Genomic DNA, 19,522 nt, shown 5'->3' with positions numbered 1-19,522 from the left:
GTGAGTGAACAACAAAGCGAGGTTTCATTCCTCGTGAACGCCCTTGCTGATGCGATAGGGCGGCAACGAATGCTGTACGCCAATGGACAGAACGGCAACACCAAACGCACAAAGCTGTGGGATGAGTTCGGATACCCGAGCGAGGTAGGTTTCGACCAGTATTATCGCGCTTATGAGCGCAACGCAGTGGCACATGCCGCGGTGCATAAGCTTCTCGAATCCTGCTGGGTGGACAACCCCACCATCATTGACGGCGAAGAGAAGGATGAATCTGGCGAGACTACTGAATGGGAGCGAACCGTTGAGAAGCTTCTCAAGCGCCATTGGGCGAAGCTGAAAGACGCCGACCGCCGTAACCTCGTTGGGCGCTATTCTGCTCTGTTGATTCAGGTTAAGGATGGCCGAGAATGGAAAGAGCCAATCAATGATGCCTACATCCGGTCACTCGGCACTGAACGCCTGAAAGCAGTGGTTAAGCTTATCCCTGCATGGGAAGCGCAGATTAAACCAGGCAATTTCGACACAGATACAATGTCGGAAACCTACGGCCAGCCTGTGATGTACAACTTCAACGAGCAGCCAGTCGGCGATGACGGAACATATGGGCCCGTGCGCAGTGTTCAGGTTCACCCGAGCCGCGTCATCATTCTCTGTGAAGGCGCAGAAGACGAGAATATGCTCTCCGGCATCCCGCTGTTGCGAGCCGGGTACAACAAGCTCCTCGATATTGAGAAAACGTCCGGTGGTAGCGCCGAGGGCTTTCTGAAGAACGCCAGTCGCCAGCTTGGGATTGCGTTTGACAAAGATACTGACATGCAAAACCTTCAAGCGCAGGCAGAGAAGGCAGGTTTCAAAGACCTCGGCGAAGCGTTGAATGACAAGATTTCCAGGATGAACCGCGGTACAGATTCGGCACTGGTCATGCAGGCTGGCGCGCCGTCGGTGCTGTCAGTCACAGCCGCTGACCCGACTCCTACATGGACAGTAGCAGCTAACGAGTTTGCCGCGACGATTCAGTGTCCGTTCACCATTCTCTTTGGTCAGCAGACCGGGCGTCTTGCCTCGGATGAGGACAAAACTGATTGGGCTAAGCGTTGCAATGGACGGCGCTGGGGATTTATGACCGACTTCATCACCCGTGTCATTGAGCGCTTCTGGCAGATTGGTGTCATCGACCCGCCGAAATCTGGCGAGGTAACGCTCGCATGGTCTGACCTACTCGCGCCGAGTGAGAAAGAGAAGATCGCAAATATGCAGGCGATGGCAGCCGTTGCCAAAGACACTCAGCAGGCATACGGCACTCCGGCGATAACGGAGAATGAAATCCGCGCTGTCGGTGAGCTGGAGCCAATCAGTGAACCGGAGGAGCCTGCCGGCACCGCGACTACAGACCCGCTGACAGGTGACCCAATTGAACAACCGACAACGACCGGGCAGCCCGATAATCCCGCGCAATAAAGCCGACCCCACGCAGTCATACCGACCGGTTAACCGGATGTTCCGGGATATCGAGAATCGCTATTACCAGATAAAGATGGCACTGAAGCAGTTGCTCGATGGGTATCTGGTCGGCAGGGAGCGCAATGGCAATTCACTGTACGGCTATATCCTGTCGAGAGATGGCAGCAGGCCTGACACGCTCTACCAGGTGAATGCGGGAACCTTCATCTATGACATGTCTCCACAGCAACTGTCTGACCTGCTAGTGCGCATAGAAACGATTCTGGACGACTATCTCCTGGAAGGTGGGAATAACAACCTTTGGGCGCTTCAGTACGTTTCTGATGAGTATCAGCGCGGCACATTGCAGGCGTTCACGAATCTTTCGGCGCAGTCAGCAATCTATGAGCAGTCAACGACGCTTCAGCAGTTACTAAGCAGTCCGGCGTATCAAAATCAGGTGGCAGCCGCTTATATCTCCACCTACAGCGAATGGCGGGGAATCACTGATGCTGCCCGTGCTGACCTGTCGAACATCGTAGCTGATGCGATAGGCCGTGGCGTTAACCCGCGCGAGACGGCCAGCCTGATTAGTAAGCGCCTGGATGTTTCGATGAGCCGAGCCAAAACGATAGCGCAGACAGAGCAGGTCGGCGCGCTACGGCAGGCTCAGTGGTCAGAAGCAGAATGGTCGAAAGAAAGGCTAGGGCTTAATACTGCACTGTTATGGATATCAGCCCTGAAATCAACGACGCGCCCCTGGCATGCTGCGCGACACGGGAAGACGTTCACCACGGAAGAAGTGGAGGCCTTCTACGCTCAGAATGGTAACCGTTACAACTGCTATTGCAGTCAGATTCCGGTGCTACTGAATGATGAAGGGCACATCTTTAATGAAGGTCTGGCGGATAAGTTGGCAAGTGAAAGAAAGAAATGGCAACCTGCAAGCTAGGTGGTAGCTATTTTTCACTGTAATGGAGATGAAAATGGAAGAGCTGGATCTAGAGATTCGTAAGATTTTAACCCGGGCAGAATACGAAGGAAATATAGGGTCTTCGTCGACAGGTAATCTAATTCTGGAAGCAATTAAGCGGCATTACCATGATCCAGCCGTGGCTGCTACTGCCAAGGATCGGATTGAAGCCCTGAAAAAGCAGCCAGGCGTCTCCTTCCCGGCTAATTACGAAGAATTACTTGCTAACTAAATGAACACAGAATCTAAGGTCGCCTCGGCGGCCTTTTTTATTGCCTGAAATCCACCAATGAGGACGTAACGTGAAGCTATCCAGCATCCACGTGAAATCCCTCGCCATCAACTCTTCAAACATCTCAACTGAAACCATCGACGGTGACGAGCATATCGTCATTCGTGGCGTCGTGCCTGTCGTGGATGACGTTGTCATGAATGGCGGGTTGTATCCGGCTGAGGAGATTAACAAGAGCTTTAAAACGCTCGAAGGCAACCCGATGCCTTTCGGGCATCCGAAGATTGGCAACGAGCACGTCAGCGCCACTAACCCGCGAGCGGTTAACCAGTTTCACGTCGGCGCATGGGCTGAGAACGTCCGCAAAGACGGCGACCGCGTAGTTATGGACATGAAGGTCAACAAGCGTATCGCGCAGTCGAGCGAGAAGGGTAAACGCCTTATCGAACGGCTTGATGAGCTTCAGGCCAACTCAAACGCCGATCCGATTCACGTATCTACCGGGCTCCTGCTGCGCCGCGAGCAGAACAGCGGCAAGTCGAAGGGTAAGAGCTACTCATGGGTCGCCCGCAATATGCAGTTCGACCACGTGGCAATCCTTCTCGATGAGCCTGGGGCCGCAACCCCTGAGGAAGGCGTCGGCATTTTCGTTAACCGCGACAACTCGCAACATGAAGTAGACGTCACAACCGTAAACCTCGAAGAGGCCGAGAAAGAAAGCCTTGAAGAGACCATCACCACGAAAGTCATTAACAGTTTGAAGGCGCTTTTCAGTGCCAATTCTCACGTCAAAGAGGAAGCAGACCCGATGAAAGATCTCATCACGAACGCGCTGAAAGCGGCAGGCAAAGAGGTCGAAGGTAAGACCGATGCCGAGCTGATGGATGCATACAACCAGATGATGGCTGAAAAGACCGCCTCCAAAGCAGAAACGCCGGAAGAAAAGGCCGCTCGCGAGAAGAAAGAGGCCGAAGAAAAGGCAGCCAAAGATAAAGCCACCAACAGCGAAGAAGCACCGGCATGGTTTAAGCCGTTTGCCGACAAGCTGAGCTCTATCGAATCCGGCCTGACCGCTAACGCCGATCAGGAAAAAGCCACCAAGCGCGAAGCAGTCAAAGCCAAGTTCAAGCTCGACGACATGGCAGTTAACGCGCTCGACGGCGCAGCTCTGGATGGCCTGTACGCGCAGTGCGCTACCACACGCAGCCTGTCCGGCGCATTCAACCATTCCACCGATAAACCCTTCTCTGAGATGCCGGAGTAATAAAAATGGCTAAAGACGGTAAACACGTAATTCACGCGGGCGGCGTATTCCCGAACCCGCTTCTGAACCGCGAAGGCGGGGCAGCGGCAGCTACTCAGCCGGGCACCATCGGCGTATTCACTAACGGCAAATTCACTGCATCCACTAACGGCGGTGAAAGCGCTGTGCTGTATGTGGCGAACTATGACTATCTGCGCTGCATGGGCGTCGATGATGTCATTCCCGCTAACGAGCTGGTCGTCGGCATCCAGTTACTGCCTGGCATGTTCCTGAACGTCCGCGCTGCTGCCGGAACTTATAACAAAGGCCAGGCACTGGCTATCTCTAACGGTCGCGTCACCTCCGGCGGCACTGCATCCGCAGTCCTGTTCGTGGAAGAAGACACACCGACAACCGTTGCTGCAGGCGACCTGCTGCGCGTAGTGGTCAAGTAAGGAGACCGATTAATGTTTGTATATTCCACATCACTTGGCGAAAAGACTCGCAACCTGGAAGTAAACCAGGCCCAATTCCGCGCGCTGCAGGCTGAACGTAATGCTACTGCACAGGCAGCCGCCGATTTTCTGGGGCGAGCTCAGGGTATCCGTGAAGACAGCGGTCGTCTTGATGCTGTTAACGCAGTAGACGATATCCGCCGCCTGTATCGCGCTTTCGATACTACTGTGCTGCAGCAGTTCGAGCCGAACACGCAATTTACTCTGCTGAACGACCTGATGCCGCTGTCCCGCTCTGTACGTATCGAGCAATCACGTTACGACTACGCTCGCACCGGTGGCCGTGGCTGGGCTCACACCTCCATGTCGGGTCAGATTGGTGCCGCTCTCGATGCGCGTACCTACACATTCGACGGCACGATGGTTCCGATCCACGATTCCGGCTTTAAATTCACCTGGCGCGATCCCATCTTCAACAGCCCGTCAGCGCTTCAGTCTCAGGCTGATGCACAGCGCGGTTCTGTAGAGGATGTTCAGCGTAAGTACGTTGATTACATGTGGGATGGCTTCCGCGATGCTGCAGGCAACTATGTGCAGTTCGACGGCCTGACCTGGAAGGGTTTCCGCGCCGATGAGCGTGTCGCTCAGGTGACACTGAACGTAAACATGGCGACCAGCACCGATCGGAAAGCCATGCGCGCCGAAGCAATCCGTCTGCGCGATGTGCTGAAGCTTGGCAACTACCAGTACGGCCAGCAGACCTGGTACGCTTCCTCTGAAATCGTCTCCAACTGGGAGCAGTATTACAGCGACAACTTCCAGTCCCGCACCGTGCTGCAGGAGCTCCTGACCCTGACAGGTATCGCGGCCATTAAAGAAGACGCGAAGCTGCAGGGTAACGAAATCCTGATTGTTCCGCTGCAGGCAGGCGTAGTTGCTCCGATTGTAGGCCAGGCCATCGGCACCGTTGCCGACCCGCGCCCGTTCTACAACAGCGACTACATCTGGCGCACCTGGGGCGCAATGGGCCTGATGGTCAAAACCGACATCAACGGTCACTACTCCGTGGTTCACGCCACCGGCGAAGCGACCAGCTAAGGAAGCGATATGGCACTGGTAAAAGTAATTTCATCAAACCTTTTTGCCGGTGCCAATTTCCAGAAGTTGGAGATTGGCTCTGAGGTAGAGGTTGCCGATTCAATCGCCGAGCGATGGGTTAATGCCGGTCTGGCTGAGTACCTGGAAGAGCGCCAGCTGGAAGTCGCCACACCCAGGCGCGGACGGAAAACCAAAGATAAGGAGTGACCATGGCTATTACGCCAATCACAGCAGCGCAGGTTAAACAGCAGCTGTCATCCCTCGGTTACTCCATCCCTGATTTCATCATCGACGCATACCTCTGCAAGCTCAGCAGCATTGAGCAGTGCCTGGAGGCGTCTGGCTACGACGAATGTGACGTCGTGCTGATTCAGGTCTATGCCGTCTCTCTCATGGCCTTAACGGCATATAGTCAGCGCATTAAATCGCAGTCAGCGCCTTCAGGGGCATCGCGGTCGTTCGACTATACCGGCGATGTGCTTTCGATGCGTGACGCTCTCCTGTCGCTGGATAAAAGCGGATGCACGGCATCGCTGCCGATTGATGTGGGTAGTCGTGTTGGCTTCTTTGATGTCGTTGGAGGTTGCTGATGTGTGAGAAAGAGCAGAAGCCCAAAAATCCCGACGAGGAGCCGTGGGAGCATGAGGATTACCACCTATGAGCTCAGTAGCTAACTGGTCATACACCGCGACAGCGACAATCTGGCGCAAGCTTGATGGTCAGGACGACTACGGCGACCCTCTGGGATATGCAGCGCCTGAGCAAATTTTCTGCGGCTATGAAGGCGGCCTGAGCAAGCGCATCGGCGGCATTGGTTCAGAAATCGTTGCGAAAAACACAATCTGGACTGAGTACGCACTGGCTAAGAATGGCGACTATGTGTTGATTGGCATTTCCGACCTGGCTGACCCGAAAGAAGCCGGAGCTGATGAGGTTCAGCAGGTGCTTCGCTATGAAGACACCTTCGAGCGCATCGCCGACGACTACGCCATCATAACAGGAGTCTGATATGGCTGGTAAAGTTCGCGGCATTGCCCAGGCGAAAGCCAATCTGGACGCGCTGATTAATGACGTGCAGGGGCGCAAGGTCGTCAGGGCCGTGCAGTCAGCACTGTTAATCGGTGGCGCGCAGGCAGCGTTATACACCCCAATCGACACATCAACGCTTCTGAACAGCCAGTTCCGGGAGATTGACGCTAACGGCACAAAGGTAACCGGCAGGGTCGGCTACTCGGCCAACTATGCGGTTTATGTTCACGATCCAAATGTTCCGCAAACCTTCCGCCGAGCTACCGCCCGTAAAGAGTTCCTTACCAAAGGCTTTGAGGACACCCGAGAGCAAATCGACCGGGTTATGAAGCAGGAGTTGGCGCTATGAACCCTCCCATGCATACACGCGTGCGTGATTATTTTGTAGATGCCGGGCTGGCCGCTGGTTTTACAACCCAACTCCTTATATGGAATGACACCGGAAACATGTCAGAGCGTTTTATGGTATTCCGCCCTAACGGCGGCTCTTCCATACGCAATGAACTAGGGGCTGAATATTACGTGTTAGTCGATGTTATCGGTGCGAAGGGTGGGAATGGCTCAGTAGATGCAGCAGTGCAATCCATTATCGATGTAATTCAGCGAAACCCTATGCCAAATGACTGTATAGGACACATAGAAAATGTTGGCGGTATTCCCGCCCCAGTTCTCACCACAGAAGGGCGACTGGTTTACAGGCTGCTATTCGCCGTTTTGTACGGAGAATAAACTCTTCAAATCAATCAAGAAGGTCGCCAAATGGCGGCCTTTTCATTTTAAAGAGGTAAGTAAATATGCAAGGCTGCTCTACTGATAACAGTAAGCTTTTTGGTCGCGCGGTTGTGCTAGAGGTGGCTCTTGGATGCCCTGATACCGTCCCTCCAGAAAGCGAGCGAAAAGCGCTCATGGCTGGGACATCAAAGGGATTCGACTTTAGCCCAAACACGGTAACAAGCGATGCTGATGACACCAAAGGTTACGTCGAAAACATCGTGACCAACTCGGATTTTACAGTCAGTTTCGAAGGCGAGGTCCGCAAACAGGACAAGCTCGATCAGTTCGGAGTTGGTCGTTTCGTAAAGTATTACAACGATGAAGTAAAGGCCGGTAGACAGCCGACTATCTGGATTTTTATGGACTACGGCCCGATCACAATACAGGGTTACATGGTCATCACCGCGCTCAGCTCTGACGGTGGTAGTAATGACATTGTAACGCTTTCCACCGAGTTCAAGGTTTCGGATTCCGACACAATCCAGATCATCGAAAACAACGAGCCTTCCAGCTAAAACACAGCGGGGCGCAAGCCCCCTTTCTGAGACAGAGATATGCAGGTTCTGATAAACGGAATTGCTTACGAGCCAGCCTCCGCGCGCTCATCTGGTATTGCCATCACCACTCATAACCGGCCAGACGTTCTGGCACGCGCTCTTGAGCAGCACCAGAAGCATCTACCACCCGGCGCAGTTGTTGTGATTGTCGATGATGGCTCTGCTCCGGCTGCCGTAGCGCCAGAATACGCACGGCTCATACGTCATGAACAATCACAGGGAATCGTGGCATCCAAAAACGCCAGCATTGAAGCCCTGATTGATGCCGGTTGCGAACACCTCTTCCTGTGGGATGATGACGCATGGCCAATTGCTGATGGCTGGCACATTCCGTATATCGAATCTCCTGAGCCTCATCTGGCATATCAGTTTCTCGACCTGGCTGGCCCACGCAAGCTGAATGACCTTTCAGTCCTGTACCGCGATGAAAAACACATCGCCTACACCGGCCAGCGCGGCGTGATGCTCTATTACCACCGCAGTGCGATTGAAAGGATCGGCGGGTTCGACCCGGTTTACGGGCGCGGGATGTATGAGCATTCAGACCTCGCATTGCGCATTCATAATGCAGGGCTTACCTCATGGGCATATGCAGACGTTATCGGCTCTGAGAAGCTGATTTACTCTCTGGATGAGCATGAGTCGGTAGAGCGGTCAGTACCCAAGCAAGAACGCGAGCGTCAGGTCAGCAACAACGTAAAGATTCACAACGAGCGCCGAGACACGGGCTACACAGGATGGGCACCGTACCGCAGACAGCGCAATGCCGTCATCACAACCTTGCTGACCAGTCATCCTGACCCGCAGCGAGGAACCAGGATGAAGCCAGAGCAATCGCTTGTCTCCAGGTGGTCAGAATCGATTAAAGGTGCCGATGCGGTCATTCTCGCTGACGAGTTTGAATACTCACATCCAGGCCAGACGACGGTGCGCGTGCCTGTTGTCGATATGAACGTTTATTTCCGGCGCTGGCTGCATATCTGGCAGCACCTGCGAGACCATCCTGAATATCAGTTCGTCTGGTGTACCGACGGCACAGATGTCGAGATGCTTCGCGATCCGTGGAATGAGATGCATCCGGGCGTGATTTATGTCGGTTCTGAGCCAAAGACATATTCCGATGAATGGGCCATCAAAAACCATCCCGAGCGCGTATATCAGTCATTCCTGAAGCAGTACGCCAGCGACACAATGTTGAACGCCGGATTACTTGGCGGGTTAAGAGAAGATGTCATGGAGTTTGCTCACCGCATCGTGCGGCTTTTCTACCGCATCGAGTCAGAACGCTTCTGGAAGAAAGAAGGGGCGGCGAGGGCAGTAGGCGACATGATGGCATTCGGTATCGTGGCGAAGTCGTTCGGTGACCGAGTGATTAACGGCCCGAAAGTGCATACGGTGTTTAAGACCAACGGCATCGGCAAGGAAACAGCATGGTGGCAGCACAAGTGACATTCGCGGTGGTAGGTCATCACCGACGCGCTGAACAGGCTCACAGGCTTGCCGAGAGCCTTAATGCGCGGCTTTTTATCGATGATGCCGACCACGGTGCCAACTGGAATCACCTTAGAGCCGTTAAGTGGGCTTCCGGCCAGTCAGCGCGAGTGGTCGTGCTGGAAGATGATGCCCAGCCGGTAGATGGCTTTGCAGGTCTTGCGGCTGAATGGTGCGCCAGATTCCCTGATGAGCTAATCAGTTTTTACCTCGGCACCGGTCGCCCGCCGCAGTATCAGCAGCAGATTGCTGAACGTCTTATTGCTGCTGACAAGTGCCGCGCTGATTACATCACCCTGAACAGACTGATTCACGGGGTCTGCTATGCGCTGCCAGCCAGCGGAATTAACCGCATCCTGATGAACTGGAGCCAGCGAAAGCCGGCAGATTATGCCCTCGGCGACGCATGGGGAAGGGATGTTATTTACCCTTGCTACTCCCTCATAGACCATGCCGACGAGATGCCAGTGGAAAAGGCTTTTGATGGCCTGCCGAGAACAGAGAGGAGAAGAGCGTGGAGGCTTTACCGGTGAATACCCCGCTTAAAGAGATTGGCGAGTGCCTAATCAGCGTTGACGGTGAGGATTACTTCTTCCGGCCGTCATTTGCGAACATGTCACGCATTGGTGAGCCAGAAGAAATAGTGCAGGTGTTTTACGACCTGCACAACGATGAAGTAACCAGCCTGGTGAGTCGAGCCGTTGAGGCTTACGGATACGTTCCGCAATGGCTGATAAGCCACATCAAAAGCACCAGTTACGGTCGAAAAGCTTTTCTCGCTTCAGTGGTTGTTCTCAATGCATGTTGTGACAAAGACGCTGGCCCGTTGACCGGCGTATTCCATCCATCGAAAGGCAACGGGCGCACATTCAAGATTCGCAAAGGCGCGCTGCCTGAATCTGACATGCTGCTGATTGCGCAGTCGCTGATAACACATGGTGTTATCGGAAAGGCTAAGGTTCGCAGGCTCCAAAGGCATGAAAACGGGGAGACCAGCACTGAGTTCCGCGCCGTCAATTACATCGTGGCCGCGCAGGCGCATTTCGGCATGACTGAACAGGAAGCAGGGAATCTGACGATGACCAAATTTCAGATGCTGCTGGCAACGAAATACCCTGAGCAGAAAGGCTTTACTCGAGAAGAGTACGATCAAGTAGCAGATGATTATCTTGCCAAGAAGGCCAAGCGCCTGACTGGGAAAAACTCATCAGCGCAAGCTGTCGCAATTAATGTCGGCGCTGGTTGATAAATAAACAACTCCTGGTAGGATTTAATTATCTGACAGGGGATAGATATGAATAAATACGTATTGCTGGCTGCTTTGTTCGCATCGACAGTCCATGCAGAAGGTGAGATGAGAGCTACCTTGCAATCAGCTGAATCAGCTATTTGTCGTGACAATGCTAACAAGGCTCAATGCGTAGTTGCAGTTCAGAAGCTTATGTATGCTGTTAATAAGGTCACCGAGTTGAACGAGAACTGTAAGAAATCGAGCGGTGATTTCGGAATCCAGCAGCAGTGCAAGCAGTCTGATGAGGCAATAGGCTACATAAACAGCCTTGGCAATAAACAATAACTAACCCGCTCCGGCGGGTTTTTTTATGGCCGGAGAAAAGCATGGCAGGCGCAGAGAATGCCGGAAGTATCGTTTATGAAGTAAGTGCCGATGTAGCGCCATTATTACAGGGCGGGCGACAAGTAAACCGGGTGCTTAGTGAGATTGAGGCTGCGTTAGACGAAAACATTGCCCAGTTTAAAAAGCTGGAGACAAATGTTAATGCTACAGCTCAGTCTGTAAGCGCCGCTACACGCAGCATGGGAAATATGCGTGGTGTCTTCGGACAGCTAGGTTATCAGATCCAGGACGTTGCCGTTCAGCTCCAGATGGGACAGAACGCCATGATGGTGTTTGCCCAGCAGGGTTCTCAGATAGCGTCTATTTTTGGCCCAGGTGGTGCTATCGCAGGTGCGATTATTGCCATCACGGGCGCGCTGGCAGGCGCTTTGCTTCCATCTTTATTCAGCTCCAAAGACGCAACCAAAGAGCTGGAAACGGCGCAAAAAGCGTTAGCTGATACCGTTGTTAGGACAGATTCCGGGGTCAGTGCTCTATCAGAAAAGATTCAACGTCTTGCAGCCGTAAGCTCTGATGCCGCTAAAGCGCAGATTGCCGTCGCAATGACAGATGCGCAAAAAGCTATCAGCGCTGCGGGCGGGGCAATTTCAGATCAGATTAACGACATAGGAACCTGGCGTAATAGTATGTCAGCAGCAGAAAGCCAGCTGACGACACTTGAGGGTAAAGGCGTTGATGTGTCTACGGCACTCAAGGAATTGGGCGGAAGTTATGCGGGTAACATTGCTGGCATTAACATTCTGAATAACGTTACCAATTCCATGGCAGAGACGTTTGGCATTACTCAGACGCAGGCCGTAGGTCTGGTAAAAGTGTTCCGCGACCTTCAAAAAGAGCCTACTGCAGAGAAAATGCAAGCCGCAGCTTCAGCCCTTTCCTCTCTCAGTGAACAAACTGGTTATGCCAATCCTAAACTCAACGAACTAACTAACGTAGTCAACCAAAACTACGTTTCTGCAGCAAACGCTACTGATGCAATTAACGTACTGAAGAACGCACTTAGCAACCTCACTGGCGCTACTGAAGCCTCTAAACAAGCGCTGTCAGGCAACGCGGAACAACTTAATAAGCTAGTAGAAGCAGCAAAAAATGAAGCCGCTACCGTCGGATTCAGTGCCAGACAGAGAGCCAAATATGTGGCAGGACTCTTGGGTGCTAATGAAGCTGAAATTAAAGCGCTAGATTCCAGTTATGACCGAATAGAGGCTTATGAGAAAGAGCAGCAGGCTCTAAAAGATCAGGAAAAAGAGCAGAAGAAAGCAGCTTCAGAGGCAGAGGCGGCGGCCAAACGTTCCGCCTCTGCGCAACAGCAGGTTGTTAATCAGCTTGACCAGTTGGCGGATAAATACCAAATAGCAGTTCTTGAGCAGCGCGGGATGGGGCGCGAGGCCGCCGTACTTGCAGCCCAGCAGCAGCTGGGAGCTGCGGCATCTCAACAGCAGGCTCAACAGGCTGGGGAGCTTGCTGGAAAACTCTATGATGTCGCTCAGGCCACAAAAGCGGCAAAGGAAGAGGAGCAGAAGCGGAAAGAGGCAAGCCAGAACTTCGATGCTATCCGAGGACAAGTTTCGCCAGTTGCCTCCGCAGATAACGCCTACCAAAAGCAGCTTGAGCAGCTAAACCAGTACGCAACACTTTACCCGCAAAGAATTGCTGAAGTCGAAGCGGTAAGAGCCTCCATTGAAGACCAGTATCGACAAAGAAGAATTGAAGCAATGTGGGATGAATGGTCTCAGCAAAGTGCAGCAACAGAAGCGGCATCAGCAGCTTTTACTGCATTTGGCAACAACGCGTCAAATGCGCTTACTGGGATAATCACTGGAAGCATGACTGCCAGTGATGCCTTGCGTTCAATTGGGAACACTGTTCTTAACAGCGTCATTAACACCTTTGTGCAGATGGGCGTTGAATGGGCTAAAAACGCAATTCTTGGAGCCACTACTCAGCAGGCAGCGATAGCAGCAACTACAGCTACCCAGGTCGGCGCTCTTGCCACCACAACGGCGGCAAGCACCGCATCAGCAGCAGCCACGACAGCGGCATGGACACCTGCGGCAATAGTTGCATCAATCGGTTCATTCGGTGGTGCCGCTGCGGTTGGGCTTGGCGCTGTCGTAGCAGCACTCGCCCTATCTGGTAAGCGCAAAAACGGCGGCCCGGTATCAGCGGGTGGGATGTATCAGGTAGGCGAGGGAGGAATGCCGGAGATTTACCAGGCCAGCACCGGGAAGCAGTACATGATCCCTGGGGATAACGGGCGCGTTATCAGCAATAAGGACATTTCTTCTGCCGGGGCTGGGAGTAATGGTGTAGTTATTAATGTCAACAACTACACAGGGGCGGATGTGCAGACACGAACCAGAAACGATAACGGAAATCAGGTTATCGATTTGTTCATTCAGGACGTAGAGACTGGCGGTCCGATGTCCTCCACGCTTGAGTCAACCTACGGACTTTCACGGCAGGCAAATGGAGACTACTAATGGCCGAAGTCAAATACCCGCCATTTCTGCCGCTGCCACAGCGCGCAAACATGAATATGACGCAGGATACCAGCTTCAGGCAGAGCAATCCTGCTGTTGGCCCAGCGGTGTTCACACCGATAACTACCGACCTTAAAACGTCCTGGAACCTTAACTGGATTTTTACACTGGCGGAGGCCGAGCGGTTTAAATCATGGCTAAGATCCCCTAACTACTGCAACCGAGGTCAGGAATGGTTTGATATGCCGATTGACCTTGGAGACACGCAAGGTGTTCAGGTGCAAGAAGTGCATTTCATCACAATGCCTGTTCAGACCAGTAAAAACGGCAGTACTGTTACATGGTCAGCAGACATAATTTGCAACTTCATGCAGGACGTTACGGAAGATTACGACGACTGGATTATAAACGCTCAGCCAGATGCTGGTTACTGGTATGACTTAATAGTTACGGAGATTATCCCAGATGCCAACACTCCGTGAATGGAAAGAACGTCGACCGGCGTCAGACCTTAAACAAACAGTGGTGTTTTCGCACCCGGCTTTTGGCACAGATCGTCTGGTGAATAATCTTTTTGTACCCGCCACATTTAACGGGCAGATTTACCAGCCAACACGGTTTGATTTTTCTGAGCCGGCACAGGATGGCACTACCACGCTGAACGCAACTATTACATTCGCAGCTCTGTCACAGGACATCAAGCAGCGCCTGAAATTGTGGCGAGGGGCTGCCCGTATGGAGCCGATATCTTTCAGATACGACATTTGGGAAAATATCGGCGACAAGATGCCGCTTAAGACCTATTCAATGTTTGTTCGTGATGTGGCTGCTGCTGCAGAAAACGTATCAGTAACTGTAGGCATGACCAACCCTCTTACCGTAGCCACAAGTATCATTTACACCGTCGAACTGTACCCCGGCCTGAGCAACATCTGATGAATAAAAACGACTTTATCCGGAAGGTTAATCGTCTTCCGTGGGCTGATCGCGCCTGTAGCTTTGAAGCTGTCGACTGCTGGGGATTAATCGTGCTGTATTTCCGGCACGTCACTGGCATCGAGATTCATCAGACTCCTGATTACGAAGCCGGTAGAGACTTCATTACATGCTATGACGGCGAGAGGGTCTTCTGGGTGCCAGGAAATCGCTCAGAAGGGTGCATCGCTGTGTTTTATAGGGGCGAGCATCCGGATCATGTTGGTGTGGTCATAGATGGCAACCGATGCTTGCATTCGCGGGGGCGGGGAGAGGGGGTGCGAATAGACCCGCTGCCGGTACTTGAACGAGCATTCACAAAAACGGAGTTTCTAAAGTATGGCGACATATGAAATACAGCGCCTTCCTGGTGCGCCAAAACAGCGTGGTAAACTCGCTCCTGGTCAACGAATGGTTGACTGGCTGGAGAGTCAGAAACTGCATAATTCAGTCGTCATAAAGCTGAACGGTAATGAACTGGCTGATGACTTTGATATCGTGTACAGGTTTAAAGTAGACGATCACCTTTCTGTTTTTGACCAGCCTCAGAATATGGGTGGCATAAAAGACCTGATAAAACTATCAGCACCGTGGGAAGCGCTGAACCCTATTAAGCTGACTAAAAAAGCCCTTGCTGCGCTGCAAAAGACGTTGGTTGGAGACATAAAGAAAACACCTTCTGTTGCTACAGGGGAGTCGCCAAATAACGATCTTACCGGGCAGACTAACGTAGCGCGCCTGTATAAGGGCCGCCCTAACATCTATGGACAGGTCCGATCCTATCCTGATCTGATTCAGGAATCGCTCTTCGAATACATCAATAATAAGAAGTACGTGACTGAGTTTTTGGAAGTCGGTTATGGGCGTTACGACATATCTTCAGTCAGATACTCCGAATCATCGCTATCTGCAATGGCCGGTGCCAGCTATGACATTTACCAACCCGGATCTGTAATAGGAACTATCAACGAGGGATATACATTCGACGATGTTGATGGGCAGGAGCTTGATGGGCCAAATAAGGCGACGGGAGTAATTATTCAGCAGGCGACGACAAGCAATGTTGTTCAAGGTATTTATTCTGGCGGTCAAATTTCGATAAAGATAGTAAAAAACAACAGCTTTGATTACTTCTTCGACTCAATAAAACCAATTGACGTTACCTTCGTTATAAATGTTACCTATGCCACTGCAACAGGTAATGTTACGAAAAACATAACGGTAAATGCCACACTCATAAACGCAACACTTACTAATGATGGCGCTGTTGTGAATCCGGTTCAGTGGTACACGTTTTATTTTAATAATCTGTCGGGCCCGGATATCAATGAGACTCCTGCAAACGCCACTATAAATTCTACCTACTTTCAAATCACACAGTATGAAAGTGTGGCAGTAGGCCCCTTCTTTTCTGCTGTTGAGTCTTCTTATCTGTGGATACATATGTCGGGTAACCAGGCAAAAGGTAAGAAGGGGCCGGTTCAGTTGACATGGTGGAAGGTCGACGACGATAACAATATCGTTCCTGGCACTATGCAGTCTACGCAGGTCAATGTTGATAACAATACCGGTTCCTACGACTACGTGTATTACACGTTCAAGATAAAGCCAGCAGCAGGTAAGGCCAGGTACGCTTTTACCGTTAGACGGCTAAATAACGCCGCTGATGACAACACCGTATACATTCTTGCTGCACATGCCATAAACGTAAGGACGAATGTAGTTTATCCGGATGACACACTGGTAAAACTCACCGTTATGGAGACGGAAAACGCATCTGGAATTAAGGACAGGAAGTATAACCTTCTGGCGCAGCGGCTGGTTATCTCATACAACCGGTCAACAGGCGCAGTTGATTACACTCTTCGCGCGTCACGTTCTTTTGCCGATGCAGTCCTGCATGAGTGGGTGATGGTAGCCAAACAGGACATTAAACGTTTAGATCTGCCGACTCTGTATGCAATTGCAGATAGCCTTAGTGACAATCAGCTTGGTTATTTTGATTACACCTTTTCCGACTCCAAACAGTCACTCGGCGAGCGTATCCAAGTGATTTGTAATGCCGCCAGAGTAGACATTAACTGGATAGGCGATGTGCTGACGTTCTGGAGAGATGAGAAAGCATCCGTACCAGCGGCCGTATTTGGGCGCAGCAACATGTTCTGGGATGGCTTTAAGATGGGTTACTCGATGAGTCTGCCCAACGGTTATGACGGGATTACGCTGGACTACGTTGACCCAAGAACCAACAAGAAAGCCTACATTTACCTCTCAGTGAACACTTCAGGTATTGCCAGAATTACCTCGCCAACGGAAAACGCCATGACAATTAGTCTCGCAGGTAGCCGTAATCAGGTGCAGGCAATTAACCGGGCTTATCTGGAAGCAAACCGGCTTGTTCATTCACGACTTAGCATGACCGTGAAAGTATTTGAAACAACGCAGGTGATAAGGGGCGCTGTAGTGCAATGCCCGGACATGTATGACAACGAGCAACAGACAGGATATCTGAGAGGGCGAGACGGAAATGTTTTCTTCACGTCCGAGCGTCTTGAGTTCCCGGGTGATATGTGGGTAGTAATGACTGACAGCTTAGGTAATTTTCACGGCAGATACAGGGCGTATCAAGTAAGTGGTAATGACAAGTCCTTTACGGCAGATGCAGATACTTTCGACCTGAATATTTATGATGGAAGAACAGTGCAAACCCCTTCACGGTATTTCCTGGCAAGCAGCGACGAACTTAACTCAACACTATGGCGGGTTGAATCATCAAAACCTAATGGTGATGACACTCAGACGCTGTCTCTCGTTGAGTATTCAGAAGAAATTTATCTGAACGATTAACCATCAAATAAAGTTCGGCCCCTGGTCTATCCATGGGCTCATGCGTCAATAAGAGAGCAATATGGCTAATTCATATTTAAATATCCCGGTACCAAATCCGACAAATAACCCTGTACCAAGCGCAGACATTAGAGACCATGTATTTGGTGGTGCTAAAATCGACGAATTCGTCACATCCCTGCTTAATACATATGTTGACCGCTTCGGTAACGAGCATTACACGGTTGAAGGCCTTCGATGGCTTGCGCAGCAGGCAATGGCAGCATTTGGATATGTTCCTGTAGGAACCTTTCAGGCTGGCGCAACCCTGACACTTCCGAACCAGATCATTAAGGATGAAACTGACGGGGAATATTACCGCTGGGATGGTAGCTTCGACAAATCGGTTCCAGCCGGGTCCACACCATCTTCAACAGGTGGAACTGGAACAGGTAAGTGGCTGGCTATCGGGGATGCATCTTTGCGACAGGGTCTTGCATCTGAGGATGGGACTGACTTAATAAGTAAAGGTAACCAGACCCTCACCGATTACCTTAACGATTTATTTGACCGTCTGACAACCGCGGAGAACCGACTTTCCAGTAACTATTACAAAGAAAGGAACGTGAAGAATTTAGGTGTAGCCAATAAAAAGCTAAAATCCCTTGAGTCGTTAACTATTGTTTGTGTAGGGGATAGCATAACAGCTGGATACGACCAGACCTCGTCCGATAAAATCCCCGCAGACAATGGTGACTGGGCAACCCATGCGCCGATTCAATATCCAAGCCAACTGCAATCAGTTCTTAGCGGCCTTACCGGTGCAGCTGTAACGGTCATTAATCGCGGCTATTCAGGTGACACTGCAAAGCTTTCATATAACCGCTGGACTACCAATCCGAATGCAAATGTTGCTCATATCATGATTGGCCTAAATGATTCGGACGGTGTAGCTGGGGCAACTTTTGACGAGTACTCGAATTATCTGGAAATGATGATTCGCCGCTATATTGATTGGGGGTGTGGTGTCGTATTGCATACGCCAACTGCCAAGCAGTTTGATAACGTCAACCAACCTTCAAATTTTTTCGGCCAATATGCCATGTCACTGGCAAATCTATATGGTTGCCCCGTGTTTAACGCTCATGAGGTCAATCAGCATAGCTTGTATGCCGGAGTGTATTCTGATGCCACGCACTTTAATGCAGCCGGATATGCTAGATTAGGAGATGCCGTAGCAGCATTCATAATGGCAGGCGGCTGGGTCGGACAGCATCGAAACATTAACTCTCTGACCTCTATCCATTCAGGTCGATCTGGTGAGGGTATTGGTTTCTTCTCCGTTGGAGCCTCTCTTTCTACTAATCTGGCAGGAGCGTATTTAACAACAGGTACTGTAGGCTTATTTCCTGCATCAAAAGCGGCATCAATGTGTTTCAGTTTTTATTTAGACGCAGACGTGGCAAATGCGTATGTCATCGGTGATATAACCGATGCTGTAGTTATCATGTCAGACACCTACGGAAAGGGTGACGGTGTAATTAGCCGATTAACTACGAAAGCCCTGCAAAACCGCAACGTGTTTGAAACAACTAGAACTACCATCCAGGCCGGCAGAACTAGCACAGGTCGGAATTCTTTGGTTGGGGCATATGTGGGGCGCGGGTGGAAAAACTTTGTTGTTCAGTACAACGGCAACCAAAGCGCAGAGCATTTTCTTCAGGGTATTATTATTGAACCTGTGAAGGCCTCGGAAGCAACGCAAACTAACGCCAATAGTTTTCGAAAGGCTTTCGATGAAGTCTATGTGATGCAAGTCCCACAATATTCATTGTCTTCTGCTGCAAATATTCCAACAGCAGTAACATTGACTGGCGATTATTTCTTGCCGCTTCCAGACGGTTTATATCCTTATGTTGGGGTTAGCGGCAACTACTTTGATTCAGCGCCGGTGAGAGTGACCATCACTACATTCGGAAGTTCAGACGCAACCGCAAACCCTAATGGTGTCACGGAGTTGCTGCTCAGTCGACAGGTTGGTACTACGACGCTTAAGATTGATAAAATCTACGGATCTTCGGCCAACAGCATAACTCCGACAGCCGCAGGTATCGGTTCGTCGGCTTATACCGAAAACGTAACGACTCCTACCGGAGTGTCAAAAACTACGTTCCCGTCGACGACGCAGCAAGGATGGTTGTGGCTTACATTTGCATCAACAGCAACAGCCTACTACAGGATTGAGGTGCGGTGCGCCAGCAAAGGCGGGCAAGGTACTTGGCTTGCCTGATTCTCTCCGTTTGTTTATAG

General features: G+C 51.3%; 22 protein-coding genes. All 22 read left to right on the top strand.

Translation table 11 applies throughout. From position 1 onward, the window contains the following. The 22 genes from AB8W27_RS14955 to AB8W27_RS14850 all read left to right on the top strand — a co-directional run bounded on the left by AB8W27_RS14955 (nucleotide 1) and on the right by AB8W27_RS14850 (nucleotide 19,502). Complete coding sequence (locus AB8W27_RS14955) at nucleotides 1-1,458, top strand: DUF1073 domain-containing protein (RefSeq protein ID WP_041923293.1); 1,458 nt, start codon at nucleotides 1-3, stop codon at nucleotides 1,456-1,458. Then, nucleotides 1,412-2,392 carry a phage minor head protein gene (locus AB8W27_RS14950; RefSeq protein WP_012815672.1) on the top strand — a complete coding sequence of 327 codons (981 nt, stop codon included), beginning with the start codon at nucleotides 1,412-1,414 and terminating at the stop codon, nucleotides 2,390-2,392. The genes AB8W27_RS14955 and AB8W27_RS14950 overlap by 47 nt, the downstream gene beginning before the upstream one ends. Nucleotides 2,393-2,426: 34 nt before the next feature. Further along, nucleotides 2,427-2,645 (top strand): hypothetical protein, encoded by a 219-nt coding sequence (locus AB8W27_RS14945; protein ID WP_012815673.1) that lies wholly within the window; start codon nucleotides 2,427-2,429, stop codon nucleotides 2,643-2,645. A gap of 70 nt (nucleotides 2,646-2,715) precedes the next feature. Continuing rightward, nucleotides 2,716-3,909, top strand: coding sequence for a DUF2213 domain-containing protein (locus AB8W27_RS14940; RefSeq protein ID WP_041923295.1), 1,194 nt, complete (start codon nucleotides 2,716-2,718; stop codon nucleotides 3,907-3,909). Nucleotides 3,910-3,914: 5 nt separating this feature from the next. Next, nucleotides 3,915-4,343 carry a hypothetical protein gene (locus AB8W27_RS14935; protein WP_012125625.1) on the top strand — a complete coding sequence of 143 codons (429 nt, stop codon included), beginning with the start codon at nucleotides 3,915-3,917 and terminating at the stop codon, nucleotides 4,341-4,343. Between the two features lie 12 nt (nucleotides 4,344-4,355). Further along, the gene (locus AB8W27_RS14930) at nucleotides 4,356-5,441 is read left to right on the top strand and encodes a major capsid protein (protein ID WP_041923296.1); all 1,086 of its coding nucleotides are present in this window, start codon (nucleotides 4,356-4,358) and stop codon (nucleotides 5,439-5,441) included. A gap of 9 nt (nucleotides 5,442-5,450) precedes the next feature. Then, nucleotides 5,451-5,648: a hypothetical protein gene (locus AB8W27_RS14925; protein ID WP_012815676.1), complete on the top strand. Its 198-nt coding sequence runs from the start codon at nucleotides 5,451-5,453 to the stop codon at nucleotides 5,646-5,648. A gap of 2 nt (nucleotides 5,649-5,650) precedes the next feature. After that, entirely contained in the window at nucleotides 5,651-6,031 is a 381-nt protein-coding gene (locus AB8W27_RS14920) for a hypothetical protein (RefSeq protein ID WP_007847582.1), read from the top strand. A 67-nt stretch (nucleotides 6,032-6,098) separates the two neighbouring features. Next, nucleotides 6,099-6,449: a hypothetical protein gene (locus AB8W27_RS14915; RefSeq protein WP_012815677.1), complete on the top strand. Its 351-nt coding sequence runs from the start codon at nucleotides 6,099-6,101 to the stop codon at nucleotides 6,447-6,449. 1 nt (nucleotide 6,450) lies between these two features. Continuing rightward, the gene (locus AB8W27_RS14910) at nucleotides 6,451-6,819 is read left to right on the top strand and encodes a hypothetical protein (RefSeq protein WP_012815678.1); all 369 of its coding nucleotides are present in this window, start codon (nucleotides 6,451-6,453) and stop codon (nucleotides 6,817-6,819) included. Then, nucleotides 6,816-7,199: a hypothetical protein gene (locus AB8W27_RS14905; protein WP_041923297.1), complete on the top strand. Its 384-nt coding sequence runs from the start codon at nucleotides 6,816-6,818 to the stop codon at nucleotides 7,197-7,199. Before AB8W27_RS14910 ends, AB8W27_RS14905 begins: the two co-directional genes overlap by 4 nt. A 65-nt stretch (nucleotides 7,200-7,264) precedes the next feature. Then, nucleotides 7,265-7,759 carry a hypothetical protein gene (locus AB8W27_RS14900; protein ID WP_012815680.1) on the top strand — a complete coding sequence of 165 codons (495 nt, stop codon included), beginning with the start codon at nucleotides 7,265-7,267 and terminating at the stop codon, nucleotides 7,757-7,759. A gap of 39 nt (nucleotides 7,760-7,798) precedes the next feature. After that, complete coding sequence (locus AB8W27_RS14895) at nucleotides 7,799-9,250, top strand: glycosyltransferase family 2 protein (RefSeq protein ID WP_041923298.1); 1,452 nt, start codon at nucleotides 7,799-7,801, stop codon at nucleotides 9,248-9,250. Beyond that, the gene (locus tag AB8W27_RS14890) at nucleotides 9,232-9,825 is read left to right on the top strand and encodes a hypothetical protein (RefSeq protein ID WP_041923299.1); all 594 of its coding nucleotides are present in this window, start codon (nucleotides 9,232-9,234) and stop codon (nucleotides 9,823-9,825) included. Before AB8W27_RS14895 ends, AB8W27_RS14890 begins: the two co-directional genes overlap by 19 nt. Next, a complete protein-coding gene (locus AB8W27_RS14885) occupies nucleotides 9,807-10,538 on the top strand; it encodes a DUF6246 family protein (protein ID WP_012815683.1) in 732 nt (243 codons plus the stop codon). The genes AB8W27_RS14890 and AB8W27_RS14885 overlap by 19 nt, the downstream gene beginning before the upstream one ends. Before the next feature lie 48 nt (nucleotides 10,539-10,586). After that, entirely contained in the window at nucleotides 10,587-10,868 is a 282-nt protein-coding gene (locus tag AB8W27_RS14880) for a hypothetical protein (protein WP_012815684.1), read from the top strand. Between the two features lie 41 nt (nucleotides 10,869-10,909). After that, nucleotides 10,910-13,411 (top strand): phage tail length tape measure family protein, encoded by a 2,502-nt coding sequence (locus tag AB8W27_RS14875; protein WP_012815685.1) that lies wholly within the window; start codon nucleotides 10,910-10,912, stop codon nucleotides 13,409-13,411. Then, complete coding sequence (locus AB8W27_RS14870; RefSeq protein WP_012815686.1) at nucleotides 13,411-13,893, top strand: hypothetical protein; 483 nt, start codon at nucleotides 13,411-13,413, stop codon at nucleotides 13,891-13,893. The genes AB8W27_RS14875 and AB8W27_RS14870 overlap by 1 nt, the downstream gene beginning before the upstream one ends. Continuing rightward, a complete protein-coding gene (locus tag AB8W27_RS14865; RefSeq protein WP_012815687.1) occupies nucleotides 13,877-14,347 on the top strand; it encodes a hypothetical protein in 471 nt (156 codons plus the stop codon). Before AB8W27_RS14870 ends, AB8W27_RS14865 begins: the two co-directional genes overlap by 17 nt. Further along, nucleotides 14,347-14,739 carry an NlpC/P60 family protein gene (locus AB8W27_RS14860; RefSeq protein WP_012815688.1) on the top strand — a complete coding sequence of 131 codons (393 nt, stop codon included), beginning with the start codon at nucleotides 14,347-14,349 and terminating at the stop codon, nucleotides 14,737-14,739. Before AB8W27_RS14865 ends, AB8W27_RS14860 begins: the two co-directional genes overlap by 1 nt. Next, entirely contained in the window at nucleotides 14,726-17,233 is a 2,508-nt protein-coding gene (locus tag AB8W27_RS14855; RefSeq protein ID WP_041923300.1) for a host specificity factor TipJ family phage tail protein, read from the top strand. The genes AB8W27_RS14860 and AB8W27_RS14855 overlap by 14 nt, the downstream gene beginning before the upstream one ends. A 61-nt stretch (nucleotides 17,234-17,294) precedes the next feature. Continuing rightward, nucleotides 17,295-19,502: a GDSL-type esterase/lipase family protein gene (locus AB8W27_RS14850; RefSeq protein ID WP_012815690.1), complete on the top strand. Its 2,208-nt coding sequence runs from the start codon at nucleotides 17,295-17,297 to the stop codon at nucleotides 19,500-19,502. The last annotated feature ends 20 nt before the right edge of the window (nucleotides 19,503-19,522 follow it).

It is taken from the genome of Cronobacter turicensis (assembly GCF_041222865.1).
GTDB lineage: Bacteria > Pseudomonadota > Gammaproteobacteria > Enterobacterales > Enterobacteriaceae > Cronobacter > Cronobacter turicensis.
This window is presented reverse-complemented; position numbering and strand designations above follow the sequence as displayed.

Coding starts and splice junctions, on each gene's coding strand:
- AB8W27_RS14945 (WP_012815673.1), top strand. CDS start 2,427: ATGGAAGAGCTGGATCTAGAGATTCGTAAGATTTTAACCCGGGCAGAA.
- AB8W27_RS14935 (WP_012125625.1), top strand. CDS start 3,915: ATGGCTAAAGACGGTAAACACGTAATTCACGCGGGCGGCGTATTCCCG.
- AB8W27_RS14930 (WP_041923296.1), top strand. CDS start 4,356: ATGTTTGTATATTCCACATCACTTGGCGAAAAGACTCGCAACCTGGAA.
- AB8W27_RS14925 (WP_012815676.1), top strand. CDS start 5,451: ATGGCACTGGTAAAAGTAATTTCATCAAACCTTTTTGCCGGTGCCAAT.
- AB8W27_RS14920 (WP_007847582.1), top strand. CDS start 5,651: ATGGCTATTACGCCAATCACAGCAGCGCAGGTTAAACAGCAGCTGTCA.
- AB8W27_RS14915 (WP_012815677.1), top strand. CDS start 6,099: ATGAGCTCAGTAGCTAACTGGTCATACACCGCGACAGCGACAATCTGG.
- AB8W27_RS14910 (WP_012815678.1), top strand. CDS start 6,451: ATGGCTGGTAAAGTTCGCGGCATTGCCCAGGCGAAAGCCAATCTGGAC.
- AB8W27_RS14905 (WP_041923297.1), top strand. CDS start 6,816: ATGAACCCTCCCATGCATACACGCGTGCGTGATTATTTTGTAGATGCC.
- AB8W27_RS14900 (WP_012815680.1), top strand. CDS start 7,265: ATGCAAGGCTGCTCTACTGATAACAGTAAGCTTTTTGGTCGCGCGGTT.
- AB8W27_RS14895 (WP_041923298.1), top strand. CDS start 7,799: ATGCAGGTTCTGATAAACGGAATTGCTTACGAGCCAGCCTCCGCGCGC.
- AB8W27_RS14890 (WP_041923299.1), top strand. CDS start 9,232: ATGGTGGCAGCACAAGTGACATTCGCGGTGGTAGGTCATCACCGACGC.
- AB8W27_RS14880 (WP_012815684.1), top strand. CDS start 10,587: ATGAATAAATACGTATTGCTGGCTGCTTTGTTCGCATCGACAGTCCAT.
- AB8W27_RS14875 (WP_012815685.1), top strand. CDS start 10,910: ATGGCAGGCGCAGAGAATGCCGGAAGTATCGTTTATGAAGTAAGTGCC.
- AB8W27_RS14870 (WP_012815686.1), top strand. CDS start 13,411: ATGGCCGAAGTCAAATACCCGCCATTTCTGCCGCTGCCACAGCGCGCA.
- AB8W27_RS14865 (WP_012815687.1), top strand. CDS start 13,877: ATGCCAACACTCCGTGAATGGAAAGAACGTCGACCGGCGTCAGACCTT.
- AB8W27_RS14860 (WP_012815688.1), top strand. CDS start 14,347: ATGAATAAAAACGACTTTATCCGGAAGGTTAATCGTCTTCCGTGGGCT.
- AB8W27_RS14855 (WP_041923300.1), top strand. CDS start 14,726: ATGGCGACATATGAAATACAGCGCCTTCCTGGTGCGCCAAAACAGCGT.
- AB8W27_RS14850 (WP_012815690.1), top strand. CDS start 17,295: ATGGCTAATTCATATTTAAATATCCCGGTACCAAATCCGACAAATAAC.